Raw genomic sequence first — 25,783 nt, 5'->3', positions numbered from 1 at the left:
GAACGTCATGCATATCGTCGTCATCGGCCACGGAATGGTGGGCCACAAATTTCTCGAAACGCTCGCTGCCAGCAGCATGCTCGATCCGGCGACACCGCTGCGGGTCACGGTGCTGGGCGAAGAGCCGCGTCCGGCCTACGACCGCGTGCACCTGTCGGAATTCTTTGCCGGTAAAAGCGCAGACGATTTGTCGCTGGTCGCGCCGGGCTACTTCGAACGCGCGGAACTGGCCGAGCGCGTCGTGCTGCGCCTGAACGCAAAGGTGGTGGCCATCGACCGCGCCGCGCAGTCGGTGCTGCTGGGCGACGGCAGCGCCGTCTCCTACGATCGCCTGGTGCTCGCCACCGGCTCGTACCCGTTCGTGCCGCCCGTGCCAGGCGCCGAGCGCAAGGACTGCTTTGTGTACCGCACGATCGAAGACCTCGAGAAGATGAAGGAATGCGCTGCCCGCGGCGACGGGACGCGCCAGCGCATCGGCGTCGTCATCGGCGGCGGCCTGCTGGGCCTGGAGTGCGCCAAGGCGCTGCGCGACCTGGGCCTGCAGGCGCACGTCGTCGAATTTGCGCCGCGCCTGATGGCGGTGCAGGTCGACGATGCAGGCGCGCGCGTGCTGCGCACCCGCATCGAAGAACTGGGTGTGGGCGTCCACACCGGCAAGAACACGCTGGCCATCGTCGATGGCGATGCGACGACCCATCGCATGCAGTTCGCCGACGGTACAAGTCTGGACACCGACATGATCGTGTTCTCGGCCGGCATCCGCCCGCGCGACGAACTGGCGCGCCAGGCGGGCCTTGAGCTAGGCGCGCGCGGCGGCATCGTCATCGACGGCCAGTGCCTGACGTCCGATCCGCACATCTACGCGATCGGCGAATGCGCGCTGTGGAGCGGCCAGCTGTTTGGCCTGGTGGCGCCGGGCTACGACATGGCGCGCACCGCCGCGCGCCATGTGCTGGGCGCCGAATGTGGCTTTGCGGGCGCAGACATGAGCACGAAGCTCAAGCTGATGGGCGTGGACGTCGCCAGCCTGGGCGACGCGCATGGCACCACGCCGGGCAGCCGCAGTTACCAGTTCCTGGATGAGCGGCGCCAGACCTACCGCAAGATCGTCGTCTCGAGCTGCGGCAAGTACCTGCTCGGTGGCGTGCTGGTGGGCGACGCCGCATCGTACGGCGCGCTGCTGCAGACGATGCTGAACAAGATCGAGCTGCCCGAAGCGCCGGAATACCTGATCCTGCCCGAGAGCGGCAATACCGTGCGGCCCGCGCTGGGCGTGGACAAGCTGCCGGCCACGGCGCAGGTCTGCTCGTGCAACGACATCTCGAAGGGCGCGCTGTGCGAGGCGGTGGCGGGCGGCGCGACGACGATCGGCGCACTGAAAAGCTGCACCACGGCCGGTACGGCCTGCGGCGGTTGCGTGCCGCTCGTGACGCAGGTGCTGAACGCGGAACTGAAAAAACTGGGCGTGGCCGTCAACAATCACCTGTGCGAACACTTTGCTTACTCGCGCCAGGAGCTGTACCACCTGGTGCGCGTGGAAGGCATCAAGGAATTCGGCGAACTGCTGGCGCGCCACGGCCGTGGCCTTGGCTGCGACGTCTGCAAGCCGACTGCAGCGAATATCCTGGCCTCGGTGTGGAACGATTTCGTGCTCAAACCGAAGCACGCCAGCCTGCAGGATTCGAACGACTACTTCCTCGGCAACATCCAGAAGGACGGCACCTACTCGGTCGTGCCGCGCATGCCGGGCGGCGAAGTCACGGCCGACGGCCTGATCGCGGTGGGCATGGTCGCCAAGAAGTACGGCCTGTACACCAAGATCACGGGCGGCCAGCGGGTCGACCTGTTCGGCGCGCGCGTGGACCAGCTGCCGGCGATCTGGGAAGAGCTGATCGACGCCGGCTTCGAGTCGGGCCACGCCTACGGCAAGTCGCTGCGCACGGTGAAATCGTGCGTCGGCTCGACCTGGTGCCGCTTTGGCGTGGGCGACAGCGTGGGCTTTGCCATCGAACTGGAAAACCGCTACAAGGGCCTGCGTGCGCCGCACAAGATCAAGTTTGGCGTGTCGGGCTGCACCCGTGAATGCGCCGAGGCGCAGGGCAAGGACGTGGGCCTGATCGCCACCGACAAGGGCTGGAACCTGTACGTGTGCGGCAACGGCGGCATGAAGCCGCGCCATGCGGAGCTGATCGCGTCGAATCTGACCGAAGCCGAGGTGGTGCGCCTGACCGACCGCTTCCTGATGTTCTACGTGCGCACGGCTGAACGCCTGCAGCGCACGTCGACCTGGCGCGAAAACCTCGAAGGGGGCCTCGAGTATTTGCGCCAAGTGGTGGTCGAGGACAGCCTGGGCATCGGTGACGAACTCGAAGCGCAGATGCAGCACGTGGTCGACACCTACGCCTGCGAATGGAAGGAAGCGATCACCAATCCGGCCGTGCGCAGCCGCTTCCGCCACTTCGTCAACAGCGCGGAAACCGACAGCAACGTGGTGTTCGTGCCCGAGCGCGGCCAGGTGCGTCCGGCCACGTTCGATGAACGCCGCCGCACGATTCCCATTGCCGTGGCTTGAGGAGAATGACCATGCATCGTGACCCCCAACTTGCCAACTGGACGGCCGTCTGCCGGCTCGACGAGATCGTTCCCGACACCGGCGTATGCGCGCTGCTGAACGGCCGCCAGGTAGCCGTGTTCCGCATCGGCGACATTGCGCCGGGCGTGTTCGCCATCGATAACTACGATCCCAATTCGCAGGCCGCCGTGCTCTCGCGCGGGCTGGTGGGCAGCATCGGCGAGCGCATCGTCGTGGCCTCGCCCATCTACAAGCAGCACTTCGATCTGGCCAGCGGCGAGTGCCTGGAAGCGCCGGCGCAGTCGGTGGCGAGCTATCCGGCCCGGATCGATGGCGACACTGTATGGGTGGCCGCATGAACACGGCGCACAGGCCCGCGCTGGTGGTGGTCGGTAACGGCATGGCCGGAATGCGCACAGTGGAGGAATTGCTCGCGCTGGCCCCTGGCATGTACGACATCACCGTGTTCGGCGCCGAGCCGCACGTGAACTACAACCGCATCATGCTCTCGCCCGTGCTGGCCGGCGACAAGACGCAGGACGACATCGTGCTGCATCCGCGCGCGTGGTACGCCGAACATGGCATCACGCTGCACACGGGCGACCCGGTCGTGGCCATCGACCGCCGTCGCCGCAGCGTGCGTTCGCAATCGGGCGTCGAGGTGGCGTACGACCGCCTGCTGCTGGCCACCGGTTCGCAGCCATTCATCGTGCCGGTACCGGGCGCGGACCTGCCGGGCGTGGTGGGTTTTCGCGACCTGGACGACGTGGACACGATGCTGCAGGCGGCGCGCGATGGCCGGCACGCGGTGGTGATCGGCGGCGGCCTGCTCGGACTGGAAGCGGCCAATGGCCTGCTGCGGCGCGGGATGGACGTGACGGTTGTACACCTGACTGGCAGCCTGCTGAACCAGCAGCTCGATGGCGATGCGTCGCTGCTGCTCAAGGGCGCGCTCGAGCGGCGCGGCTTGCGCATCCTGCTGGGCGTGCAGACCGAGGCCATTCTGGGTGACGGCAAGGTCGCATCGGTGCGCCTCTCGAACGGCGTCACGCTGCCGGCCGACCTGGTGGTGATGGCGGCGGGCGTACGCCCGAACGTGGCACTGGCGCGCGCCGCCGGCCTGCATGTTGAGCGCGCGATCGTCGTTGACGACACGCTGCAAAGCTATGACCCGCGCGTGTATGCGGTGGGCGAATGCGTCCAGCACCGCCGCGCGACCTTCGGCCTGGTCGCGCCGATCTGGGAACAGGCGCGCGTCTGCGCGGCGCACCTGGCCGGCTTCGGGCACCGCCGCTACGTGCAGCAGGCCGTTGCCACCAAACTCAAGGTCACGGGGATCGATCTGTACTCGGCCGGCGACATCGTCGGCGGTCCGGGCACGCAAGACCTGGTGCTGCGCGACCGCCGCTCCGGCATGTACAAGCGTCTGGTCCTCGATGGCAATCGCCTCACGGGCGCCGTGCTGTATGGCGACGTGGCCGACGGCCCCTGGTATTTCGACCTGATCGGGCGCGGCGTTGACATCTCGGCGCTGCGCGACCGCCTGTTGTTCGGCCCCGCGTTGTGCGACGCGCAGGCCGCCTAGAAAGAGATCCCATGACCATCCCGATTCACGCTGTGCGTACCACCTGTCCCTACTGCGGCGTCGGCTGCGGCGTGAAAGCGACCGCATTGCCCGGCGGTGGCGCGACGATCGAAGGCGACCTTGAGCATGCCGCCAACCGCGGCCGCCTGTGCGTGAAAGGCTCGGCGCTGGGCGAGACGCTCGATCTGGATGGCCGCCTGTTGCATCCGGCCGTGCGGCAGGGAGGGACGCTGGTGCGCGCCAGCTGGGACGAGGCGCTGGATACTGTGGCAGAAGGCTTCGCCCGCATCATCGCTGAGCACGGGCCGGACGCGGTGGCGCTGTACGTGTCGGGCCAGATCCTGACCGAGGATTACTACGTCGCCAACAAGTTCATGAAGGGGTATGTCGGCAGCGCCAATATCGATACCAACTCGCGCCTGTGCATGTCGTCCGCCGTGGCCGGCCACAAGCGCGCCTTTGGTGAAGACGTGGTGCCGGGCTGCTACGAGGACTTCGAGCTGGCCGATGTGATCGTGCTGGTCGGCTCGAACGCGGCCTGGTGCCATCCGACGCTGTTCCAGCGCATCGTGCGCGCCAAGGAAGCGCGCCCCGCGATGCAGATCGTCGTGCTCGACCCGCGCCGTACGGCCACCTGCGAGCTGGCGGACCTGCACCTGACGCTCAAACCCGGTAGCGACGTGGCGCTGTTCAACGGGCTGCTGGCGCACCTGGCGCGCAGCGATGCGTTCGATGCGAACTACGTCGCAGCGCACACGACCGGCCTGGATGCAGCGCTCGATGTTGCCAATGCAGGCGACGACGTGGCACGTGTCTGCGGCCTCGATCCGGATGACCTGCAGGCGTTCTACGACCTGTTCGCCCGCACCGAAAAAGTGGTTACTGCATTCTCGATGGGCGTGAACCAGTCCAGCAGCGGCACCGACAAGGTCAACGCGATCATCAACTGCCACCTGGCCACCGGTCGCATCGGCCGTCCCGGCATGGGCCCGTTCTCGCTGACCGGCCAGCCCAATGCGATGGGCGGGCGCGAAGTGGGCGGCCTGGCCAATATGCTCGCGGCGCACCTGGACCTGGACAACCTCGGGCACCGCGACGCCGTGCGTACGTTCTGGGATGCGCCGCGCATCGCCGACAAGCCGGGCCTGAAGGCCGTGGACCTGTTCCGCGCGATCGAAGCGGGGGGCGTCAAAGCGGTGTGGATCATGGCGACCAATCCGGTCGTGAGCATGCCGGACGCTGACCAGGTAAGACGCGCGCTGGCTGCCTGCGAGCTGGTGGTGGTGTCGGACGTCGTGGCGGGCACCGACCTGGCGCCGTATGCGCATGTGGCGTTGCCGGCCCTGGCCTGGGGCGAGAAGGATGGCACGGTCACCAATTCCGAGCGCTGCATCTCGCGCCAGCGCGCCTTTTTGCCGGCACCGGGCGAGGCGCGGGCCGACTGGCGCGCGCTGTGCGATGTCGCGCAGCGCATGGGTTACGCTGGTTTTGACTTCGACAGCGCGCATGCGATTTTCGACGAACACGCGCGCCTGTCGGCCTGGAAGAATGACGACGATGGCCACCGCCGCGCATTCCGGCTCGATCCGCTGGTGGGCATGAGCCGCGCAGCGTATGACGAGCTGCAACCGGTGCAGTGGCCGGTGAACGAGGTGGGGGAGGGCACCGCGCGCCTGTTTGGCAGCGGCGGCTTTTCTTACCCGGACCGCAAGGCGCGCTTCATCGCGACGGGCGTGCGCGCACCGGCCAACCTGCCTTGCAGCGAATTCCCGCTGGTGCTCAACACGGGGCGCCTGCGCGACCAGTGGCACACGATGACGCGCACCGGCAAGTCCCCGCGCCTGGCCGGCCACGCGGCCGAGCCGTTCGTCGACCTGCACCCGCACGATGCGCTGCTGGCCGGTGTGCGTGAGGGCGAGCTGGCCCGCATCAGCTCACGCTGGGGCGCGATGGTGGCGCGCGTGACACATGGCGGCGGTATCGCGCGCGGCGCTGCATTCGTGCCGATCCACTGGAACGGGCAGACGGCGTCCGATGCGCGGGTGGGGGCGCTGGTCAATCCGGCCGTCGACCCGGTGTCGGGCGAGCCGGAATTCAAGCACACACCGGTGCGGATCGAGCCGTTCGGCGTGGCCTGGTATGGCTTCATCATGAGCCGGCACGATCTGAGCCTTGAGGCTGTCGCGCACTGGACGCGTGTGCGCGGCAGCGGCTTCATTCGCTATGAACTGGCCGGGCGCGCACCGGTCACGCCCGACATGGCGCGCGCGTTGCTGGGCGCCGGTGACGACGCCGACGCCGACGCCGACTGGATCGAGTACCAGGACCAGTCCGCAGGCATGCTGCGCGCCGCGCTGCTGGTCGACGGCCGTCTGGAAGCCTGCCTGTTCGTGGCGCGCGTGCCCGATCTGCCGGCGCGCGCGTGGCTGGGCGGGCTGTTCGCAGCCCCCGAACTGGGCCCGCGCGAACGGGCCACCCTGCTGGCCGGCCGCGCCGTGCAAGCCGGGCCCGATCCCGGACCGACGGTCTGCTCATGCTTCGGCGTTGGCCGCAACACGATCTGCGCCGCAATCCGGGCCGGGGACTTGCAGACGCCCGGCCAGGTGACGGCCTGCCTGAAGGCGGGCGGCAACTGCGGCTCGTGCATCCCCGAAATCAAGTCGCTGCTGCACGAGGTGCGCTTCGCCGCTGCCGCCGCGTAATCAGCCCGGCGGCGTTTTCGGGACGGGTTTGGAGGTGAGCAGACTTGCCACTACCGACCCGGCCAGGATCACCCCGACCACCCCCAACGCGATGCCGGTCGGGATCTTGTAGATATCGAGCAGCAGCATCTTGACGCCGATGAAGATCAGGATTGCGGCCAGACCGTATTTGAGCAGGTGGAAGCGGTCCGCCATGTCGGCCAGCAGGAAGTACATCGCGCGCAGGCCGAGAATGGCGAACACGTTCGACGTGAACACGATGAACGGGTCGCTCGTGACGGCAAAGATCGCCGGAATCGAATCGACCGCGAAGATCACGTCCGTGATTTCGACCATGATCAGCACCACCAACATCGGCGTCGCATAGCGCAGGCCGTCGCGCATGATGAAGAACTTCTCGCCGTGGTATTCGTCAGTGATCCGCATATGACCGCGCAGCCATTTCAGCAGCTTGTTGTCCGCCAGGTCGGGTTCGCTGTCGGCCGAGATCAGCATCTGGATACCGGTGTAGAGCAGGAACAGCCCGAAGATGTAGAGGATCCAGTGGAACTGGGCCAGCAGGAGCGCGCCCAGATAAATCAGGATCGCGCGCAGCACGATCGCACCCAGCACGCCATACAGCAGCACGCGTTTCTGGTATTGCGCCGGCACGCTGAAAAAGCTGAAGAGGGTGATCCAGACAAACACATTGTCGACCGCCAGCGATTTTTCGATCAGGTAGCCGGTGATGTATTCAAGTGCCTTTTCCTTGGCCACGACCGGGCCGGCAATGCCTTCGAGATACCAGTAGAACCAGCCACCGAAGGCAAGGGCCACCGAGATCCAGATCAGCGACCAGATGGCCGCTTCTTTCGTGCTGATTTTGTGATCGCCTGATGTTTTGAGGCCAAAGAAGTCGATGGCCAGCATGACGACGACGAACGCGGTGAAGGAAAGATAGAGCGTGGGTGTGCCGACCGATTCGAGCATGTGTCCTCCGTGCAGTAGCAGTGGCCGCTGGTGGGAGCGTGCTGACCGGCACGCGCTGTCATTACAGCATGAATTTTATGGAAATGCTACATGCATGAAGGTCATTGAGGCGGGCTTGTGATGACGGTGGCGGCAAGAGAAACAGCTGCTGGTTGCGGCTGTATCGTGCAAGGTGTCGGGTGACACAGAATGTCAACCCGGATCGAACCACTGCTGGCGTTGCACGATTCCCAGTCGGTACGCAAATCACTTCAAGTCGACATTAAAACGATCAGTTTTATTCAAGTTATTACTCGGAGGGTATGTCGTTTGCGGCCGATTTTCTGCTTTGTCAGAAATGGCTCATGCTGTTTATCTGCAGTGCTGTCCTGTGAATCGTCCTGTTTGATCAACAGCGCGACAAAACCGGGCAAGCAAGTGCAAACTAGCTAACAACTGCACCAGGCATTTGCCCGCGATCCGAACGACGCGCATTTGTCTGTCATTCAAGCTTAATAGTAGCTATGAATTAACATTAAATACTCCATTTCAATTAATAAATATGATGAATCAAATCGCACTAAAAGCTGTTTTGTTTGACATTGACGGCACGCTTATCGATAGCAATGATGCCCATACGCAAGCGTGGATGCAAACTCTTGAACGGCATGGCCATGTAGTCAGTTACGAGCAGATAAGGAGTTTGATCGGTAAAGGATCGGACAAGGTTTTCGCTGAGCTACTTGACATCGACTCAGAATCGGCTCTGGCGAAACAGATTACAAAAGACCGCACGCAGCTATTGCTGAGCAGCTTTATGGCGAACTTGAACCCGACACCCGGCGCCCGGCAGTTGGTGCAGCACATGAGGTCCGAAGGTCTGCGTCTGGTCATTGCATCATCCAGCGGCGAAGAGCTACCGGCATTACTCGCGCAGGCCGGCCTGCAGGATTTGCTCGACACATCGGTTTCTTCGGATGAGATAAAGGAGTCCAAACCCGACGGTGACATCATCGAAGTTGCCTTGCGAAAGGCCGGCGTGCAGCCCACCGAGGCCGTGATGATTGGCGACACGCCCTACGATATTGCGGCGGCCAAGGCAGCCGGGGTCAAGTGCATTGCACTGCGCTGCGGCGGGTACTGGGACGATGCAGCGTTGTCCGAAGCCTTCGCCATCTTCGATGATCCCGCAACATTATTGCGTCACTGGCCTGACTCGCTGCTGGCAGGCTGAATTCGATGGCGAATTTCGAAATTCTTCTTAGCCTGGTGGCATTCTGCGTCGTGCTTGCGATCGTGGCACAGCGCCTGGATTTGCCGGTGGCGATCCCCCTGGTATTGGGCGGCATGGGTCTCGCTCTGATACCAGGTTTGCCTGCGGTCGAGCTGGATCCGGAGCTTGCACTGGCTCTGTTTCTGCCACCGCTCCTGCAGGTCAGTGCCTACCGCACAGATTGGCCTGCGTTCCGTTCGAATCTTCGGCCCATTCTTTTACTGGCTATCGGCGCTGTTCTCTTTACGACAGCTGCAGTCGCCGTTGTGGCGCACTGGCTGGTGCCCGGACTTCCCTGGTGGGCTGCAGCAGCACTTGGTGCCATCGTGGCGCCGCCCGACGCTGTTGCCGCCAGCTCGGTTTTGAAGAAATTTAACTTGCCCAAGCGGATCGTCACCGTCCTGGAAGGCGAAAGCCTGATCAACGATGCGTCGTCACTAGTCCTCTACCGATTCGCTGTCGCGGCAGTAGCCGCAAGCTCGGTGAGCTATTCGAGCGGCCTGTTTCAGTTCTTTGGCATGGGAATCGGCGGAATCGTCATCGGCTGGTTGACCGGTCGTTTGGCGATGTGGGTGTTCAGCAAGGTCGATGACACGATGCTCGACATCACGATCAGCATTCTGGCTGGCTTTGCAGCCTACCTGAGCGCCGAGGCGCTGCACGCATCGGGCGTGTTAGGCGCGGTAGTTTGTGGCCTCGTCCTGGGCCGGAAACAGCATGCGGAATTCACAGCCCGTACCCGATTGGAGCTCCACGCAGTCTGGAATTTCATCGAGTTCCTGCTTGCCAGCTTGATCTTCATGCTGATCGGACTTCAGATGCGCGGCATCGTTGAACGGCTTGCAAGTGAGAGTGCCACGGCGCTTACCTCACTTGCATTGCTCGCACTTGCCGTGTCTGTGACCCTCATTGTCAGTCGTTTCATTTGGGTGTTCATGACAGGCTGGCTGCCAGGCGCGTTCTCCCGGAGCAAGGCAGCGCAGTCGACGCGTCCCCTCTGGACGCACCATGCGGTCGTGTCTTGGGCCGGGATGAGAGGGGTGGTCAGCCTGGCGGCGGCACTTGCACTGCCGGCCAACTTCCCCGCGCGGGATGTCATCGTTTTCCTGGCATTTTGTGCGATTTTCGCGACGCTGATTGTTCAGGGCACCACGCTTGGCTGGCTGGTACGAAAACTCGAAGTGATCGAGCCGGAGAAAGAAGCGGCTGAACCAGCGGAAGCACTGGCCAGAGCAGAGATTGCTGACGCCGCGCTTGAAGTCGTCAAGGAACACCTCGAGCCAGACGCCAGCCCGGAGCATTCAACAGCAGCGTCTGCACTCGTTGACGAGTACGAAGCCAGGGCTGAGCGGGCAGCTGACGAGAAAGAAGCTGAATCGCCCGAGAACGCCGAACAGTTCAATGCGCAAAGACGCTTGCGGCTGGTGGCAATTGAAGCAGCCCGGGAGAAGCTGTCCGAGCACACAGATCAAGTCGATGCGGAGACGCACCGCTCACTGGCAAACGAATTGGACCTGGAAGAGCAGCAAATCAGAAGCGCAATGAGCAAATCCAGCTAACTTGTCAGTGTCAGCCTGCACTACGCAAAAGCTTTAATACAGGGCATATATTGAAGCTTTTGCGATCTCCAGCCCCGCCACTTATACCTTGACGAGTTACTGCGTTTAACAAAATGCGTTGTACGTCATTACGATGAGCCTTGCTGCCATCAAGCAGGGGAGGCGCCTTCAAAAATTTTAATAGAGTAAGTTAATTATTCTGTCTCCGCCATCTTGCGCATTTGACCAATTACCGACATAGACCATGGGAAAAACGAAAATTAACTGGCTGAGCAGCCCTGTCGACAACGACTATATTTCGGCAGAAAGGTATTTGAGTTTGTTGTTTAAACCACGTAAATGTCGCAAGCTGTTGCAGAAATTGCGCGCCGCGCCGATGTCAGAATATCCGGCCAAAGATATTTTACGCGCCTCCCGCACGGCGATGTCCGAAGTCGCTGCCTTTGACTGGTCCCACCATCAGTGTCGTTCGGGGTCAGGTCTGACATTTGGACACGGACTCTAACGTAGTCAAACGTGTTCGCCTTCCATCGCCATTGCTGAGGAAGGATGGGCTCGTTCCGGACGCCGTCGCCTAAAACTGGAGATAGATGAAAACGTCAACTCTGAACGAACTGGAATTGTGCAACGCTGAGGCCGTGTCCAAATGTCAGACCTGACCCTCGCTTTGCTCGCTTTGTGCAGTATCTACGCGACATGATGAGCGGGCGCGGCAAACTGCACCCGCTCGATAACGGTCGCTACGGCGTGCGCGCGTGAAATGCTTAGGGAAATACATGCGGGCTGAATGCGGACAAGGCATCCGTAAGCTGCGGCGATGCGCGGTAGAGCGGCACGTAGCCACGCAGCAGAATTTGCGTGCTGCGCCGATACGCGGCGCTTTGCACGTGGAGTCCGTCGTCATCGTGTTTCACGACGACAGTGGCGTCCAGGATTCCGGCCGGGTTTTCGATGGAGACGCCGATATCGGCGAACGTCCCCGTCGTCGCTGCCAGGCCGTGCGCCACTTGCTGCGCGACCGAGCCGGGGATCAGCGCCGCTGCCGCGAGGCAGCAACCGCCGGATACTGCCATCGATCCATGCCCAGCCTGTGGCGTGAAATAGCGCACTGCGATGTTGCCGCCTGCCTGCGGCGGCGCGACGAGGCAGATTTTCGGGATCGTTTCGCTACGTTCCAGTTCGGCTGCCGTCATCAAGCTGCCATCGCGGCGGGTCAGGCCCATGCGCAAGCCGGCTTCCACCCACAGGGCGCGCAGACGCGCCTTGAACACCGGGTCCGCATCGAGATCGCGAACCGTTTCGTACCCCGTCTTGCCGAATTCGGTGGCTGCGCAGATGACCATCGGAACTGCCACGTCAACGCACGACACGTGCACGCCATCGATGAGGTCGATCACCGCGCCGGTCGGCAGCAGCTTGCCGGTTTTCGAGCCGGTTGGCGCTTGCATGAACAGGTCGACGGCAGGATAGGCGCCATCGACGCCGGGGATGTTGGCGTCGAGGAAACGCCCGTCGGCGCAACGTTCCATCCGGGACACCGTGATCACGCCGGTATTCGTATTGCGGATCCGCACCTCGGTCTTGCCAGCGCCTGGCACAGCCATCAAGCCCATGTCGATGGCCCACAGCTGCAGCGCTGACGACATATTGCCGCAGTTCACGCTCCAATCAACGCCGTCGTGATCGCTTGCGAGTTGGGCCAGGGTACTAACGATGACGGGCGCACCGTTTTCGGTTGCCGTATCCGCGAAAAATACTTTATTGCTGGTTGGCCCGCCGCGGCCGAGGCCGGTGATCTGCTTGTTATTCTCGTTCGTCCCCGCAAGCGGTGCGCCCATCAGATGGCGCAGCAATTCTTCTTTGAGGTGGGGGTCAAGGGGCGCGCTGGCCGCCCACAGCACGAGCCCGGTCGAAGTCCCGCCGCGCATATGGTGCACAGGAAATTCAATGACACCGTTCTGCAGACGTGGACGGAATGCGTCGTGAAAAGACGAAGCGGTCGGCATTGGCAACTCCAATGACAAACGCCGATTATCGCATGCAGAACGCCGTCTGCCGGCATGGCGCCGGCAGACGACATAGCGCCGGGCGCCGGATCAGCGCAGCGTGCGTGCGAAGAACTCGTCGGTGCGGCTGTTGGCCAGCGTGGCCGCATCATGGTCGTAGTGACCGCCGCCCGGCCGGGCAAACGCGTGGTCGCAACCCGGATAGACATGGATCTCGGCATCGGTGCTGTCGGCAAACGCGGCCTTGATCTTTTCCTGCGCGTCCGGGCCGATGTATTCGTCGGCGCCGGCCAGGTGGTACAGGAACGGCGCGCCGATGTTCTTTGCTTCGGACAGGTAATTGTCGGTGCCGCCGCCGTAGTAGGCCGCGAAGGCATCGCCATCGGTGCGCGCTGCGCTCAGGTACGTCATCAGGCCACCCAGGCAGTAGCCGGTGACGCCGACCTTGCCGGTGCTGCCTTCCATCGTGCGCGCTGCGCTGATGGTGGCGGCAATGTCCTGCACGCCATGGTCGAAATCGTAGCTCTTGTACAGGGCGAACGCGCGCGCGACGTCGGCTTCATTTGCTTCGGACAAATCCACGCCGGGCTCTTCGCGCCAGAACAGGTCGGGGGCGACGGCGATGTAGCCTTTGGCGGCGTAGTTGTCGGCGATGCTGCGGATGCCGGCGTTCACGCCAAAGATTTCCTGCAGCACGATGATGACCGGGTAGGTACCGACGACGTCGGGACGGGCCACGTAGCAATCGAAACCGCGTTCAGCGGTGGTGACGGTAAGTGTTTCGGACATGGAATTCCTTTAGGTTGACGGGGAAGTTGCCGGCCGGCTTGCGTGGGCGGCCGTAGCGAGACATATGATAAGACGAATGGGAGGGATGCTGCCACCAGCACGATTGCGGCGCAGACGTCAGCCCTGGAGACTGACGCCCATTTGGCGGCAATACTGGACAAGATGATCGGGCAGATCCGCTGGGCACACCCCGCACGCCCGGTTGCCCGGCACGGCATAGTCGATAAAGGTCGGGTAGGGTAAAGCAAGCTCGGCCATGATCAAGCGGAACGCCTCCAGCGTCTTGCCGGCGCCCAGTCGGGCATTGCGCTGTTTTTCCTGGGCGATCGAGGAAACATGGCGCTGCTGGTAATCGTGGGCGGGATAGACCAGTGTGTCATCCGGCAGCGCGAACAGTTTTTCGGTCACGCTGCGATACAGCGCATCGGCATCCCCATTCTGGAAATCGGTGCGGCCACAGCCGTCGATCAACAGTGCGTCGCCGGTAAATACTCTTCCACCCAGAAGATACGAAAAGTGGCCATCGGTATGGCCGGGTGTATGCAGCGGCTGCAGGGATATGCCGCTGACCTCGAATGGGCGACCTTCCTCGATCGCCACATCGGCACACGGCAGGCAATCGAACGCGGGCGCGGCGATCTTGCTGCCAGTGGCGTTGCGCAATGCCAGCGCCGCAGTGATGTGGTCGGCATGAATATGCGTGTCGAGCGTGAAGGCCAGTGTCAGTCCCAGCTCGTGCAGGACGCCAAGATCGCGCTCCATGCTGACGATTACCGGGTCGATCAGGATGGCCTGGCCGGTCTGCGGATCGCCCAGCAGATAGGTGTAGGTGCTCGACAGCGGTTCGAAAAGTTGCTTGAAAATCATGGTGCCTCCGGTGATCGGTGGATCAGGAACTGCGCCGTTCGAGCAGTTCGAAGATGCCCATGCCCGCCAACATAGCGGCGCAGAAAATGAGCGGCTGCACGCCGCCCGTCGCGAGCGAAGCCAGCGCCGGACCCGGACAGAAGCCGGCCAGTCCCCAGCCGGCCCCGAACGCGAGGCTGCCCAGCACCAGCCGGCGGTCGATCCGGGTGGCGGACGGGAGGCGCATGGGCTCGCCCAGCAGCGATTGCCGGCGCCTGGCAGCAACCCGGAATGCGGGGAGCGCCACCAGGATCGCGCCGGCCATGACCAGCGCCAGCGACGGGTCCCAACGGCCAGCCAGGTCCAAAAAACCAAGCACTTTGGCCGGGTTCGTCATGCCGGCCACAATCAGGCCAATGCCGAACACGAGACCGGTAATCAATGCCATCAGGATGCGCATGCGGTTCTCCTCAAGCCAATAGATGGCGAACAATGAATACCGTTGCAAAGCCTGCGCCCATGAACGCCAGCGTGGCCGCCAGCGAACGGGCCGAACCGCGCGCCAGCCCGCACACGCCATGGCCGCTGGTGCAACCGGCGCCGTAGCGGGTACCCACGCCGACCAGCAGCCCGGCGGCAATCAGGGTACCCGTGCCGGCATCGATGCGCATGGCGGGCATCGGGGCGGCCAGCGTGTACACAAGTGGCGCCGCGACCAGGCCGAGCAGAAACGCGATGCGCCAGCCACGCTCGCCCGGGGCCGGCCGCAGCAGCCCGCCGACGATGCCGCTGATGCCGGCGATGCGGCCATTGAACAGCACGAACAGGGCGACCGCCAGGCCGATCAGCAGGCCGCCGCCCAGCGCAGTCCAGGGGGTGAAGTCAGTCCAGTTTACGGTCATTGCTGCCTCCCGGTTGTGCACAGAATTGCTGGTACAGGACCTGCAGCACGGCGCTGGCCGCGTCGCTGGCCAGGCTGTAATAGATCTGCTTGCCGTCGCGCCGGGTCGTGACCAGGCGCTCCTCGCGCAGCACTCCCAGCTGTTGCGAGAGGGTGGGCTGGGCAATGCCGGACGCCGCTGCCAATTCGCTGACGCAGTATTCGGCCTGCGTGAGCTGGCACAGCAGCAGCAGCCGGTCCGGGTTGGCCAGTGTCTTGAGCAACGCGCAGGCGCGCACGGCGGCGGCTTGCATCTCAAGCAGGTTGAATGGTTCTGGAGGATGGTTCATGGTATCGCTTTCGTCAGACCCCATTGAATCACACTATATCGAAAAACAAAATATCTTTTAATATATTGATGGGTTCGTGGCGAAGGTTTGGGCGGCGCCGACGCGTGTGCCCGGCACGGGGTAGAATTTCAGGGCATTGTGGTCGTCATGCCGTCGTCGAACGTCTTCATGGCCCACCACGACCATTGCCATATTCTGAAAGAACCGTACATGAGTCATTTCGAGCACCTCCGCAGTCACGCCATTCCTGCACTCCAGGCCACGATGGAAGAGTATGTCGCGCCGGCTTCCGGCGCGCGCCACATCCACCTGACCACCAGCGGCGCCGACATGGCCTTCCTGGTGGGTTTCCCCACCGTGCCCGACGCCAGCGATGGCCGCGCGCACATCCTCGAACACCTGGCGCTGTGCGGCTCGCAGCGCTATCCGGTGCGCGATCCGTTCTTCGCCATGCTGCGCCGCTCCACCGCGACCTTCATGAATGCGTTCACCTATGCCGACCGCACCGTGTATCCGTTCGTCAGCACCGACGAAAACGATTTCTACAACCTGCTCGACGTGTACCTCGACGCGGCCTTTTTCCCGAAGCTCGATTACCTGAACTTCCTGCAAGAGGGCTGGCGCTACACGCTCACCGATGGCGTGCTCGGTTACCAGGGCGTGGTCTTCAATGAAATGAAGGGTGCGTTCGCCGACCCGGGGCACGCGCTGTACAAGGGCCTGACTTCCACGATCCTGAGCGGCACCACCTACGAAGTCGATTCAGGCGGCGATCCGCTGGCCATTCCAGAGCTCACGCACCAGATGCTCAAGGACTTCCACGCCAGCCATTACCATCCGTCGCAGGCGGTCTTCATGACGGCCGGGCCATTGCCCGCTGCTGCGGTCCAGGCCCGCATTGCCGAGCGCGTGCTGGCGCGCCAGATCGATGTCTCGGCACGGCGCGTGCCACAACTCGCCAGCGCCTTCGCAGCGCCGCAGCGCAATACCGTGCGCATTCCGTCGCAGCAGGGCCGCGACAATGAATTCGGGCTGCAAATGACGTGGCTGATGGGCGAGTCGGCGATCCCAAAAGTGGCGTTTGAAGCGAGCCTGCTGTCGGCCGGCCTGCTGGGCGATGCCGCTGCACCGCTGATGAAGGCGATGGAGACGGCGGGTTATGGCCGGCCGTCGGGCTTTAATGGCCATGACGACAGTGCGCGCCAGATGCTGTTCCATGTTGGCATGGAGGGTCTCACCGAGGCCCAGGCGCCCATGGCCGAAGCACTGATCTGGGCCACGCTGGAGCAGGTGGCCGAGCAGGGCGTGGAGCATGCCACGCTGCAGGCTGCGCTGCGTGACCTGAAATACCAGCAGCGCAATACCCGCAGCGGCAGCATGCCGAATGTGCTCGAGCGCCTCTTGACCGCGCTGCCGGTCGCGATGCGCGACGGCGACGTCGTCACCGCCTTCGACAGCGATGCGATCCTGCAGGCGATGGAAAGCGATATCGCCGATCCGGCTTACTTCAAGGCGCTCGTGCGTAACCTGTTGACGTCGCCTGGCCGCCTGGTCTCGACCATCGTGCCGGACGCCGCCTATTTCTCCGACCGCGACGCCGTGGAAAGCGCGCGCCTGGCGCAGGCCTCGGCCCAGCTGACCGATGCCGACCGTGCGCGCATCGCAGCCGATACCGTGGCCCTCGAAGCGCATCAGAAAACGGCCTTCGATTCGCAGGTGCTGCCGCGTATCCGACCCGGTGACGTGAGCACGCAGCCGCGCGCCTTGCCCGCGTTTGCACCGACCGCCGACGACATCTACGCGTTCAGCATCGGTTCCAACGGCATTTCGTCGGCCAGCATCGTGTATGACGTGTCGGCCATCCCGGCCGCCGACTGGCCATGGCTGGCGCTGTACACGCAGCTGCGCGACGACCTGGGTCTGGAGGGCCAGGACTACGCCGAGGCCGGCGCCTGGCGCCAGCGCATGGTGCCGTCGTTCGGCTTCGACCTGCAGCCGTTCCAGCTGCCGGACGGCGCGCTGCGCATCGACCTGACGGTATCGGCCAACGCCCTGCGCGAAGAGCACGCCAATATCGTCGCGGTGCTCGACGCCTATATGGCACGGCCGCGTTTCGACGAGGCCGTGCGCCTGCGTTACCTGCTCGAGCGCAAGGTGGAAAACACGCTGGACGACCTGGCGCAGGCTGGTAGCCACTATGCGTCCATGGCCGTGAGCGCGCCGCTGGCGCAGGTGCGGCGCTTCCAGGATGCCATTGCCGGACCGACGGCGCTGGCATTCAACGCCCGCCTCAAAACCCTGGCTGCAACGCCGGAAGGCGTAGCGCAGGTCGCGGCCGAACTGGCGCGCATCCACGCCGCCATCGTGGCGCAGCGTCCGAGCATGCTGTGCGCCGGCAGTGGCGACGATGGCCATGAGCTGGCGCGCCTGCTGGCGGCGGCGTGGCCGACGTCCGGCGCCACCACGGGTGCAGCTGCGGCGCCTGACGAGTCTGCAGAAGCCGCACTACAAGCCCCGGCGAATGTCGCGCTGCACGCAGCAGGCCAGGTCAATCACTGCAATATCGCCTGGGCAGTGCCGATGTCGCACGACGATGACGCCGGCGCCCTGAGCGTAGCTGCCGAGCTGTTCACCAATCAAGTGTTGCATACTGCGCTGCGCGAAGCGGGCGGCGCGTATGGCGGCAGCGCCTCATATGCGGGCGATTCGGGCGTGTTCTCGATGGCGTCATTCCGCGACCCGCGCCTGGCGGCTACCTACCGCGATTTCGATGCGGCAGTCGACACCATCCTGGCGTCCGACTACAGCGACGAGCAGCTCGAGGAAGCCATCATTGGCGTCATCAAGAAGCTCGACAAGCCGGAAGCGCCATGGGATGCGGTGCGCCTGGGCTGGCGCATGTTCCGGCGCGGTACCGACATGGCCACGCGCGAGCGTTTCCGCAAGGGCGTGCTCGGTTGTACGCAGGCGCAGGTGAAGGCGGTCGTGCAGAAGTACCTCAAGAACGGTACGGCGAGCCGCGCGGCGTTCGCCGGCAATACCGAGCAGGATCTGGGCGGCTTGGCCGTGGTGGATTTGTCGGTGCTGGCCGGCGCTTGATGGCGGTTCGTTGATGGCAGACGGCTGCCTTCGGTAGCCGCTGGTAATACTGATTCCCTATTAAAATAGTTTAAATACTATATTTAATAGGGAATTTCTTTTTGCACATTTGGCAGGTGCAATGCCTGCTGTCGGGTTCAGTCAGCCCTGAATCGTTGTTTTATTTTTTTCGCCATTTCCATGCATTGACGGTACGCAGAATCCGCTCGGGATGTCCTGCATATCATCGAATGGTATGGCGTGTACGCGCGCGATGTTTCAAAGATTTTTTCAATTAAATATCTACACGGATAATGTAATTGGGATACGCCATGAAACTGTTTGAACCATTGGATATTTTTCCGAATGTCGCGCAGGTGATCGATATTGACGTCAGATCGCCATCCGGCGCTATTCGGTGCTGTAAAACAAGGACGCCACGTATCAGTCTCAAGCAGTGGAATATGTTTCATGCAGTAATTGATTACGATGGTTTCGATGGCGCCGCCGATCAATTGCACGTGACGCAGTCCACCGTCAGCCACGCCGTTGCCAAGCTTCAAGAGCAACTCGGCGTCGCGCTGCTGGAACTCAAAGGGCGCAAAGCGCAGATCACCGCCGCAGGTCAATGTTTGCTGGAAAAGTCGCGCGAATTGGTCAGGCATGCCAATGCACTTGAGGCGCTGGCCGATACGCTGCACCAGGGCTGGGGGCCGGACGTTCGTGTGGCGATGGACCCCGGCTTTCCATCCGACCTGTTGATCCAGGCCGTGCGGCAGTGCTCGCCGTCGGTACACGACCTGCGCCTGAGCATCAGCGAAGTCACACCCGAAGGCGCCCGGCGCGCGCTGCATGCAGGCGAGGCAGACATTGTCATCGGCGCGCAACCAGTCCTGGGCTTTGCTGCCAGTTTCCTGCTCGAGGTCGAGCACATCGCCGTGGCCCATCCCGCCCATCCGCTGTTTTCAGGCAAGCGTGACATCACGCACGATGAGCTCGACACGCATTCCCAGGTCGTCATCGCCCCGGCGCAACACGGTGGCGGCGCCAGCACGGGCGAGTCGGCGCCGTATCATCCGGGTTCCTGGCGTGTGTGCAATCCTGAGCGCGCCATCGGTATCCTGCGGCAGGGCGTGGGTTATGCGTGGTTGCCCAGGTATCAGGTCCAACAGGCGCTGGATGCGCGGCACTTGCGCGCCTTGCCGCTGTCTGGCGCGCCCCATCACGGCACACGCCTGTACCTGATGTGCGCACAGTCGGTGGCAGCGGGATCGGTGGCCAGGCAATTTGCCGATGCGCTGCATGAATGCAGCGCGCGCAGCCACCACGCAGGGATGGGCCAGGCATGAAACGCGCCCTGCAGCCGATGGCCACGCCGCTGTCGCGGCGCAGCAGAGAGGGTGATGCGTCCGCGGCCCTGCTCGGGTTCCGGCACGTGCTGCGCAACGGCTGGCTGATTGCAGCCGTGGGGGGCGCGATCGCTCTCCTCGCCATCGCCGTTGCACTGGGTGTGAAGCCGGTCTATGAATCGAACATCCTGATCCAGATCACGCGTAATGCGCCGCCGTCGGCCGACGTGCAGACGGAAACCCCGGCCATTACCGAAATCGAGATCCTGCGTTCGCGTTCGATCCTGACGCGGGTCGTCAACGCCTTGCACCTCGATATCGCCGTCGAGCCGACCCTGTTTCCCGTCGTGGGCGCCTTCATCGCGCGCAGCAATCCAGGCTTGTCCGACCCTGGCCTGTTCGGCGTCGGCGGCTATGTCTGGGGAAACGAACAGGTGCGGGTGGACACCTTCAATGTACCTGAAGCGCTGCTGGACCAGCCCTTCAATCTGGTCGTCAGCGGCCCGGCTACCTATACGCTCATCCAGCAAGAGGCGGGCATACGGGTGCACGGCAAGGTTGGCCAGCGGCTGCACGCCAGGTTGCTCGCGGGCCCGCTGGAGATTCTGGTCGCCCATATCCACGCCAGACCGGGCGCGGCGTTCACACTCCATCGCAGTCGCCAGGGGCAGGCGGTAGACAGGCTGCAACGGTCATTGGCGATTGCCGAAAAGGGGCGGCTGTCGAATGTGATCGGCGTGTCGCTGCAGGGTGCCAGGCCCGAGCTGGTCAGCCGGATCCTCAATGAAATCGGCGACCAGTATATCCAGCAGCAAACCACCCAAAAAAACGATGAAGTGAAAAATCAGCTGGTGTTTTACGACCAGCAAGTCGCGCAAGCGCAACGCCGCATCCGTGAACTCGATGCCAGGCTCAACGAGCTCCTGCAGCAGCACGGCGCTTCTGACCTGAGCGAGGACGCCCGTATCCTGGCCCAGCAATCGCTGGTGCTGCAGGCCGAGCTGACGGCAAAGGAACAGCAAAAAATCGCGTTGTCGGGCCGCTTCGGTGACCGGCATCCGGATATGGTGGTGGTGACGCGGCACATCGCCTCGATCCGCCGTGACCTGGCCGATATCGAGGGCAGGCGCAAGGGCTTCGGTGCAGCCCAGCAAGAAATACTTGCGGTCAATCGCGACAAGCTGGCGCACAGCCAGATGAGTTTCGAGCTGCTCAATACGCGCCACAAGCTCGATGCATTGATGCTGTCCAATCACGTCAACGTGCGCGTGGTCGACCGGGCGCAGATACCGCTGCAGTCGGTCACGCTCGGCTTGCCGGTCATGCTCGTGCTGGCTTGTCTGATGGGCCTGGCAGGCGGTGTCGGCGCGTCGTTATTGAAAAATGCGCTCATGCGGCGCAAACACCGTGGTAGCGCGGCCTGGGGTGTGCGACGCCTCGCGATCGGTACGCAGGCGCCGCTGGACGAAGGCAATGTGGCCCCGCAGGACGCTGCGCCGCCGGCTGCGGGGCAGGGCGAAGGTGCCGTCCGCAGCGCCAGGGGTGAGGCGCCGGCGACCAGCACGCAGGCGTGAGCTGCCCTGCGGATCCCCTACGCCTGAGTTGCGCTGTCATCGCGCCCGTGGCAATTTGGCATACGAATTTCTATTTCTGCTTATTAAGACAGCCCGCCATCGCGAGCATATTTCTTTCGATATTTTTTATTGGATTGGTCGCTAAAGAAACCAATCATAAAAATGCATCTGATGACGGAGCTGAGCCGTCAGATGTATCGATATTTTCAACGTTTTCTTATTCCCTATTTTGCTAGAGTAAACGCCAGTGTGAAGGCGGCATGAGCGAATATCGGGTCGATCGATAGCATCGTGATTCCGAACCGTGCTGTGCCTGTCGGACGTTTGTCAGATCAAAACGGAGGGCGTGATGGCGATGAATAAGAATGTCAATGGTGTTGAATCCGTGTTTCCGCCTGAAGTCATGCTCCCGCTTCTCGAAACGTTTTCATTGGCATTATTGTTCAGCCTGTTCATTTGCATGCTCAATATCCTTACCGAGCGTTGGCACGGCAGGTTTTCATTCGATATCGATGTCAACGGTGTCCAGAAAGTTCACAAGAACATGGTTTCACGCACCGGGGGCGTGGCCATGGTTGCAGGCGTACTGGCAGTGCCGTTCTATGGCAGTCTGGTTGGCTACCCGCTGGCGCTGCAAACCGAAACAAACGCGCTCATCTTGTTGCTGCTGCTGGCAGCGCTGCCTGCGTTTTTGGCTGGCATCACCGAAGACCTGACCAAGCAAGTGTCGGTCCGTCTCCGCCTGTGCGCCATCCTGACCAGCGCCATGCTCGCTGCCTGGCTGGTAGAAGCGCATCTGCCGCGCCTGGATATCTGGGCGCTCGACGGCGTTCTGCACTGGCTGCCGGTGTCGTTTGCCGTGACCGCGTTTGCGGTGGCGGGGGTCTCCAATGCCATCAACATCGTCGACGGCTTTCACGGCGTCGCCGGTGGCACCGTCGTTATCATTCTCGCCGGCACAGGTTTTCTGGCGTGGCAGGGAGGGGATCTCATCGTCACCCTGCTGGCCCTGGCCGGGATGGGTGCCACCATCGGATTCTTGTTGCTCAATTACCCGACGGGCCGCCTGTTCATGGGCGACGGCGGCGCGTATTTCATCGGCTTCTGGGCCGCAGAAGTGGCAGTGCTGACGATTGTCCGCAATCCCGCCATCAACGCGTGGCAGATTCTTGCCATCTACGCTTACCCGGTGATCGAGGTCCTGTTCAGCATGTATCGCCGGAAGTTCTTGCGCAGCGCCCTGGTCGGCGCGCCGGACCGCCTGCATCTGCATTCGCTGTTTTACCGCCGCGTTGCCTGCAACAAGATCCGTATCGCCCGCCATGCATGGCGCCGCAATGCAGGTGTGGCCTGCTTCGTCACCGCCTGGCTCAGCGCCGCGACGATCGCCGCCGTGCTGCTCGGTGATACCGTGCCCGCCGCAGTGGCGCTGGTCATGGCCCAGGTGGTGGTCTACGTGGCGGTCTACATGCGCCTCGTGCGGGGCCATTGGGGGCGCTGCCGTCATCCCGCCGTCATTCTTGGTCTGCGGCCCCAGCCCAGAAGCAGAGCGATCTGACCGATGCGGCCTCGCGTACCCAGCACATCCATTTCATTCACCACCCCTGACAGGAACAGGTTCATGCCCAACTTCGACGCTCTCCAGAAGGCGCTGCGCGCGCATCCCCAGCGATGGCTGATCACCGGCTGCGCAGGCTTCATCGGTTCCAATCTGCTCGAAACGCTGTTAAAACTCGACCAGACCGTCGTTGGCCTGGACAATCTGTCGACCGGCTTTCAGCGCAATCTGGATGAAGTGCGCAGTCTGGTGACCGCCAGCCAATGGCGGCGCTTCACGTTCCTGCATGGCGATATCCGCGATCCGGGCATGTGCCGGCAGGCCGTCGCCGGTGTCGACAAGGTCCTGCACCAGGCCGCGCTGGGCTCGGTGCCGCGCTCGATTGCGGACCCGGTCGCCACCAGCGACGCCAATATCAACGGTTTTCTTCACATGCTGGTGGCTGCACGCGATGCGCAGGTGACATCGTTCGTGTATGCGGCGTCCAGCTCGACCTACGGCGACCATCCCGGCTTGCCCAAAGTAGAAGAGCGCATCGGCAAACCGCTGTCGCCTTATGCGCTGACAAAGTATGTCAACGAGCTGTATGCGGATGTATTTTTCCGTTGCTACGGGCTGCGCACCGTGGGACTGCGCTACTTCAACGTGTTTGGCAAGCGGCAGGATCCGAACGGCGCCTATGCCGCCGTGATTCCAACCTGGATCGCGGCGATGATGGCAGGTCGCCAGGTGCAGATCCATGGCGATGGCAGCACGAGCCGCGACTTCTGCTATGTCGACAATGCAGTGCAAGCGAATTTGCTGGCGGCGATGGTGCCGGTCGAGGCCGGCAGTGCGGTCTACAACGTGGCCGTGAACGAAGCAACTACGCTGAACCAGTTGTTCGCCTCTCTAAAGACCATTCTCACAGCACACGGTGTAAGTGCAATCATGGACCCGCTTCACACGGCATTTCGCACCGGCGATGTGCGCCATTCTCAGGCGGATGTGAGCAAGGCCATGCGTGAACTCGGGTATGCGCCGGCATACCGCATCGATGCCGGCCTCGAAGCGGCTGTGCCGTGGTATCGCAAGCATCTCGGCAATCCGGCGTTGGGCGCGGGTGCTGTTGACAGCCGACTTTCCGGCGCTGTTGACAACGAAGTTGTCAGCGCCGTTGCCGGCGAGCTTGTGAGCACGGCTGTGGATGAAGTCGCCGGTGCTGTGGGGTGCGACGTCACCAGCACTGTCGCCAGCACTGGCACCAGTGCCAACGTCATGACAAGCGCGGGTGTGAACCATGCACACGTTCGCTAAACATCTGTCACGGGCGCTGACGATGCCGTTCAGCCGCGACGCGGGGGGCAAGTGAGCCTGCTCGATACGCTCGGCGCAAGGTGCCGCATCGCCGATCCGCAGCATCTTGCGATTTTTCGCGGGCTGCTGACCGTGGCGCTGTTCACCTTGCTCGGCAAGCTGATGAGCGCGGCGAAGGAAATGGCAGTCGCCTATCGCTATGGTCTGGCTGCGGAGGTGGATGCTTATCAGTTCGTGTACAACCTGGTGTCCTGGCCGCTCGGCATCTGGGCCAGCGTGCTCACTGCAGTACTGGTGCCGCTGGTGGCGCGCATGCGCGTGTCCAGTCCGCAGGCGATCCCGCGCTTTCGCGCCGAACTGGCCGGTTTGACACTTGTGCTGGGCACGGCGCTGGCGCTGCTTGGTTGGTTGGGCATCGGCGCCTTGTTGCGGTTCGACGGGAGCGGCTTGCCGGCGCACTCGGCGCAGCTCGCTGCGGCGGCGCTTCCAGGCCTGATCTTCATGCTGCCCCTGGGCCTGCTGGTCGCGCTGCTGTCGACATGGTTGCTTGCGGCGCAGCGGCACGTCAACACTTTGCTCGAATGCGTGCCGACGTTGTTCATTACAGCAGCAGTCCTGCTATGTGCCGGCGGCGGTATCCGCCCCCTTGTCTGGGGCACGATTGCCGGCTGCGCCTGCCACCTGCTAACGCTCCTGACGCCGATGTCAATGCGCCGCGAGCTCGAACCCCCTGTCTTCACCAGAGATTCCGCCCAGTGGCAATGGTTCTGGCAAGGCTTCGGCATCATGCTCGCTGGTCAGGCCTTGATGAGCCTTACCGTGATCATCGATCAGTTTTACGCGGTCGGCCTCGGCACCGGGGCGCTCGCCATGCTGGGCTACGCGAACCGGGTGCTGTCGTTGATTCTCGGCCTGGCGGCGATCGCCGTCTCGCGCGCCACGCTGCCGGTGTTCTCGCAGGCCGGCGCCGATGCCACCGGGCAGGTCTACCGTGTCGCCATGTCGTGGGCGCGCCTGATGTTCGCCGGTGGGGTCGCCGTCATGCTGCTGAGCTACCTCGTCGCCCCGTGGACGATACGGCTTCTGTTCGAGCGCGGCCAGTTCGACGCCACCAACACGGCGCAGGTGGCCGAGGTGTTGCGTTATGGCTTGCCGCAGTTGCCTTTCTATTTTGCGTCGATGGTGCTGGTGAGCTACGCACTCAGTCAGCGCCGCTATGGCTTGATTGCCTGGTCCGGCGCCATCGGCTGTGGCGGCAAGGTACTCGGCAACCTCTTGCTGGTGCCACGTCTTGGCGTCAACGGCATCGCGCTGGCGACAATGGGGATATACGGGCTCAACGCGCTGTTTTTCTGGCTAGCGTTGCGACGCCAGTCACCACCAAGGCGCCCTGCGCCATGTCTTTGAGCGATGGAGCG

General features: G+C 63.1%; 19 protein-coding genes and 1 pseudogene. 13 read left to right on the top strand and 7 right to left on the bottom strand.

Annotation, left to right across the window (positions count from 1 at the left end; genetic code table 11):
• Nucleotides 1-7: 7 nt before the first annotated feature.
• From nirB to NX775_RS13210, 4 genes are read left to right on the top strand one after another with little or no spacing between them, the layout of a single operon-like run.
• Nucleotides 8-2,572, top strand: a complete 2,565-nt coding sequence (gene nirB / locus NX775_RS13225) for a nitrite reductase large subunit NirB (protein WP_258836425.1) — start codon at nt 8-10, stop codon at nt 2,570-2,572.
• Nucleotides 2,573-2,583: 11 nt separating this feature from the next.
• Nucleotides 2,584-2,931, top strand: a complete 348-nt coding sequence (nirD, locus tag NX775_RS13220) for a nitrite reductase small subunit NirD (RefSeq protein WP_258836424.1) — start codon at nt 2,584-2,586, stop codon at nt 2,929-2,931.
• Nucleotides 2,928-4,157 (top strand): NAD(P)/FAD-dependent oxidoreductase, encoded by a 1,230-nt coding sequence (locus NX775_RS13215; protein ID WP_258836423.1) that lies wholly within the window; start codon nt 2,928-2,930, stop codon nt 4,155-4,157. The genes nirD and NX775_RS13215 overlap by 4 nt, the downstream gene beginning before the upstream one ends.
• Nucleotides 4,158-4,168: 11 nt before the next feature.
• Complete coding sequence (locus tag NX775_RS13210; protein ID WP_258836422.1) at nt 4,169-6,859, top strand: nitrate reductase; 2,691 nt, start codon at nt 4,169-4,171, stop codon at nt 6,857-6,859.
• On the opposite strand, the gene NX775_RS13205 is transcribed toward NX775_RS13210, so the two are convergent.
• Nucleotides 6,860-7,828 (bottom strand): TerC family protein, encoded by a 969-nt coding sequence (locus tag NX775_RS13205; RefSeq protein WP_258836421.1) that lies wholly within the window; start codon nt 7,826-7,828, stop codon nt 6,860-6,862.
• A 541-nt stretch (nt 7,829-8,369) separates the two neighbouring features.
• On the opposite strand from NX775_RS13205, the gene NX775_RS13200 reads away from it, so the two are divergent.
• The 3 genes from NX775_RS13200 to NX775_RS13190 all read left to right on the top strand — a co-directional run bounded on the left by NX775_RS13200 (nt 8,370) and on the right by NX775_RS13190 (nt 11,144).
• Nucleotides 8,370-9,041, top strand: coding sequence for an HAD family hydrolase (locus NX775_RS13200; RefSeq protein ID WP_258836420.1), 672 nt, complete (start codon nt 8,370-8,372; stop codon nt 9,039-9,041).
• A gap of 5 nt (nt 9,042-9,046) precedes the next feature.
• Complete coding sequence (locus NX775_RS13195; protein WP_258836419.1) at nt 9,047-10,639, top strand: Na+/H+ antiporter; 1,593 nt, start codon at nt 9,047-9,049, stop codon at nt 10,637-10,639.
• Between the two features lie 244 nt (nt 10,640-10,883).
• Complete coding sequence (locus NX775_RS13190; RefSeq protein WP_258836418.1) at nt 10,884-11,144, top strand: hypothetical protein; 261 nt, start codon at nt 10,884-10,886, stop codon at nt 11,142-11,144.
• A 259-nt stretch (nt 11,145-11,403) separates the two neighbouring features.
• Here the strand turns inward: NX775_RS13190 and NX775_RS13185 are convergent, their stop codons facing one another.
• The 6 genes from NX775_RS13185 to NX775_RS13160 form a co-directional block, all read right to left on the bottom strand.
• The gene (locus NX775_RS13185) at nt 11,404-12,645 is read right to left on the bottom strand and encodes a PrpF domain-containing protein (RefSeq protein WP_258836417.1); all 1,242 of its coding nucleotides are present in this window, start codon (nt 12,643-12,645) and stop codon (nt 11,404-11,406) included.
• A 90-nt stretch (nt 12,646-12,735) separates the two neighbouring features.
• Complete coding sequence (locus NX775_RS13180; protein WP_258836416.1) at nt 12,736-13,434, bottom strand: dienelactone hydrolase family protein; 699 nt, start codon at nt 13,432-13,434, stop codon at nt 12,736-12,738.
• 117 nt (nt 13,435-13,551) lie between these two features.
• Nucleotides 13,552-14,301 carry an MBL fold metallo-hydrolase gene (locus NX775_RS13175; RefSeq protein WP_258836415.1) on the bottom strand — a complete coding sequence of 250 codons (750 nt, stop codon included), beginning with the start codon at nt 14,299-14,301 and terminating at the stop codon, nt 13,552-13,554.
• Nucleotides 14,302-14,323: 22 nt separating this feature from the next.
• Entirely contained in the window at nt 14,324-14,740 is a 417-nt protein-coding gene (locus NX775_RS13170; RefSeq protein WP_258836414.1) for a YeeE/YedE family protein, read from the bottom strand.
• A 10-nt stretch (nt 14,741-14,750) separates the two neighbouring features.
• A complete protein-coding gene (locus tag NX775_RS13165; protein WP_258836413.1) occupies nt 14,751-15,182 on the bottom strand; it encodes a YeeE/YedE family protein in 432 nt (143 codons plus the stop codon).
• Nucleotides 15,163-15,510 (bottom strand): ArsR/SmtB family transcription factor, encoded by a 348-nt coding sequence (locus NX775_RS13160; protein WP_258836412.1) that lies wholly within the window; start codon nt 15,508-15,510, stop codon nt 15,163-15,165. The genes NX775_RS13165 and NX775_RS13160 overlap by 20 nt, the downstream gene beginning before the upstream one ends.
• Before the next feature lie 210 nt (nt 15,511-15,720).
• Between NX775_RS13160 and NX775_RS13155 the strand changes: the two genes are divergently transcribed.
• From NX775_RS13155 to murJ, 6 genes and pseudogenes are all read left to right on the top strand, one after another.
• Entirely contained in the window at nt 15,721-18,609 is a 2,889-nt protein-coding gene (locus NX775_RS13155) for an insulinase family protein (RefSeq protein ID WP_258836411.1), read from the top strand.
• A gap of 311 nt (nt 18,610-18,920) precedes the next feature.
• Nucleotides 18,921-19,937: a LysR family transcriptional regulator gene (locus tag NX775_RS13150; RefSeq protein WP_258836410.1), complete on the top strand. Its 1,017-nt coding sequence runs from the start codon at nt 18,921-18,923 to the stop codon at nt 19,935-19,937.
• A complete protein-coding gene (locus NX775_RS13145) occupies nt 19,934-21,511 on the top strand; it encodes a GNVR domain-containing protein (protein WP_258836409.1) in 1,578 nt (525 codons plus the stop codon). The genes NX775_RS13150 and NX775_RS13145 overlap by 4 nt, the downstream gene beginning before the upstream one ends.
• 349 nt (nt 21,512-21,860) lie before the next feature.
• The gene (locus tag NX775_RS13140) at nt 21,861-23,069 is read left to right on the top strand and encodes an MraY family glycosyltransferase (protein ID WP_258836408.1); all 1,209 of its coding nucleotides are present in this window, start codon (nt 21,861-21,863) and stop codon (nt 23,067-23,069) included.
• A 63-nt stretch (nt 23,070-23,132) separates the two neighbouring features.
• Nucleotides 23,133-24,149: pseudogene (locus NX775_RS13135) on the top strand (SDR family oxidoreductase); the annotation flags it as partial.
• A 267-nt stretch (nt 24,150-24,416) separates the two neighbouring features.
• The gene (murJ, locus tag NX775_RS13130; protein ID WP_258836407.1) at nt 24,417-25,772 is read left to right on the top strand and encodes a murein biosynthesis integral membrane protein MurJ; all 1,356 of its coding nucleotides are present in this window, start codon (nt 24,417-24,419) and stop codon (nt 25,770-25,772) included.
• The last annotated feature ends 11 nt before the right edge of the window (nt 25,773-25,783 follow it).

Source organism: Massilia aurea (assembly GCF_024753205.1).
GTDB classification, from domain to species: Bacteria; Pseudomonadota; Gammaproteobacteria; order Burkholderiales; family Burkholderiaceae_D; genus Telluria; species Telluria aurea.
This window is presented reverse-complemented; position numbering and strand designations above follow the sequence as displayed.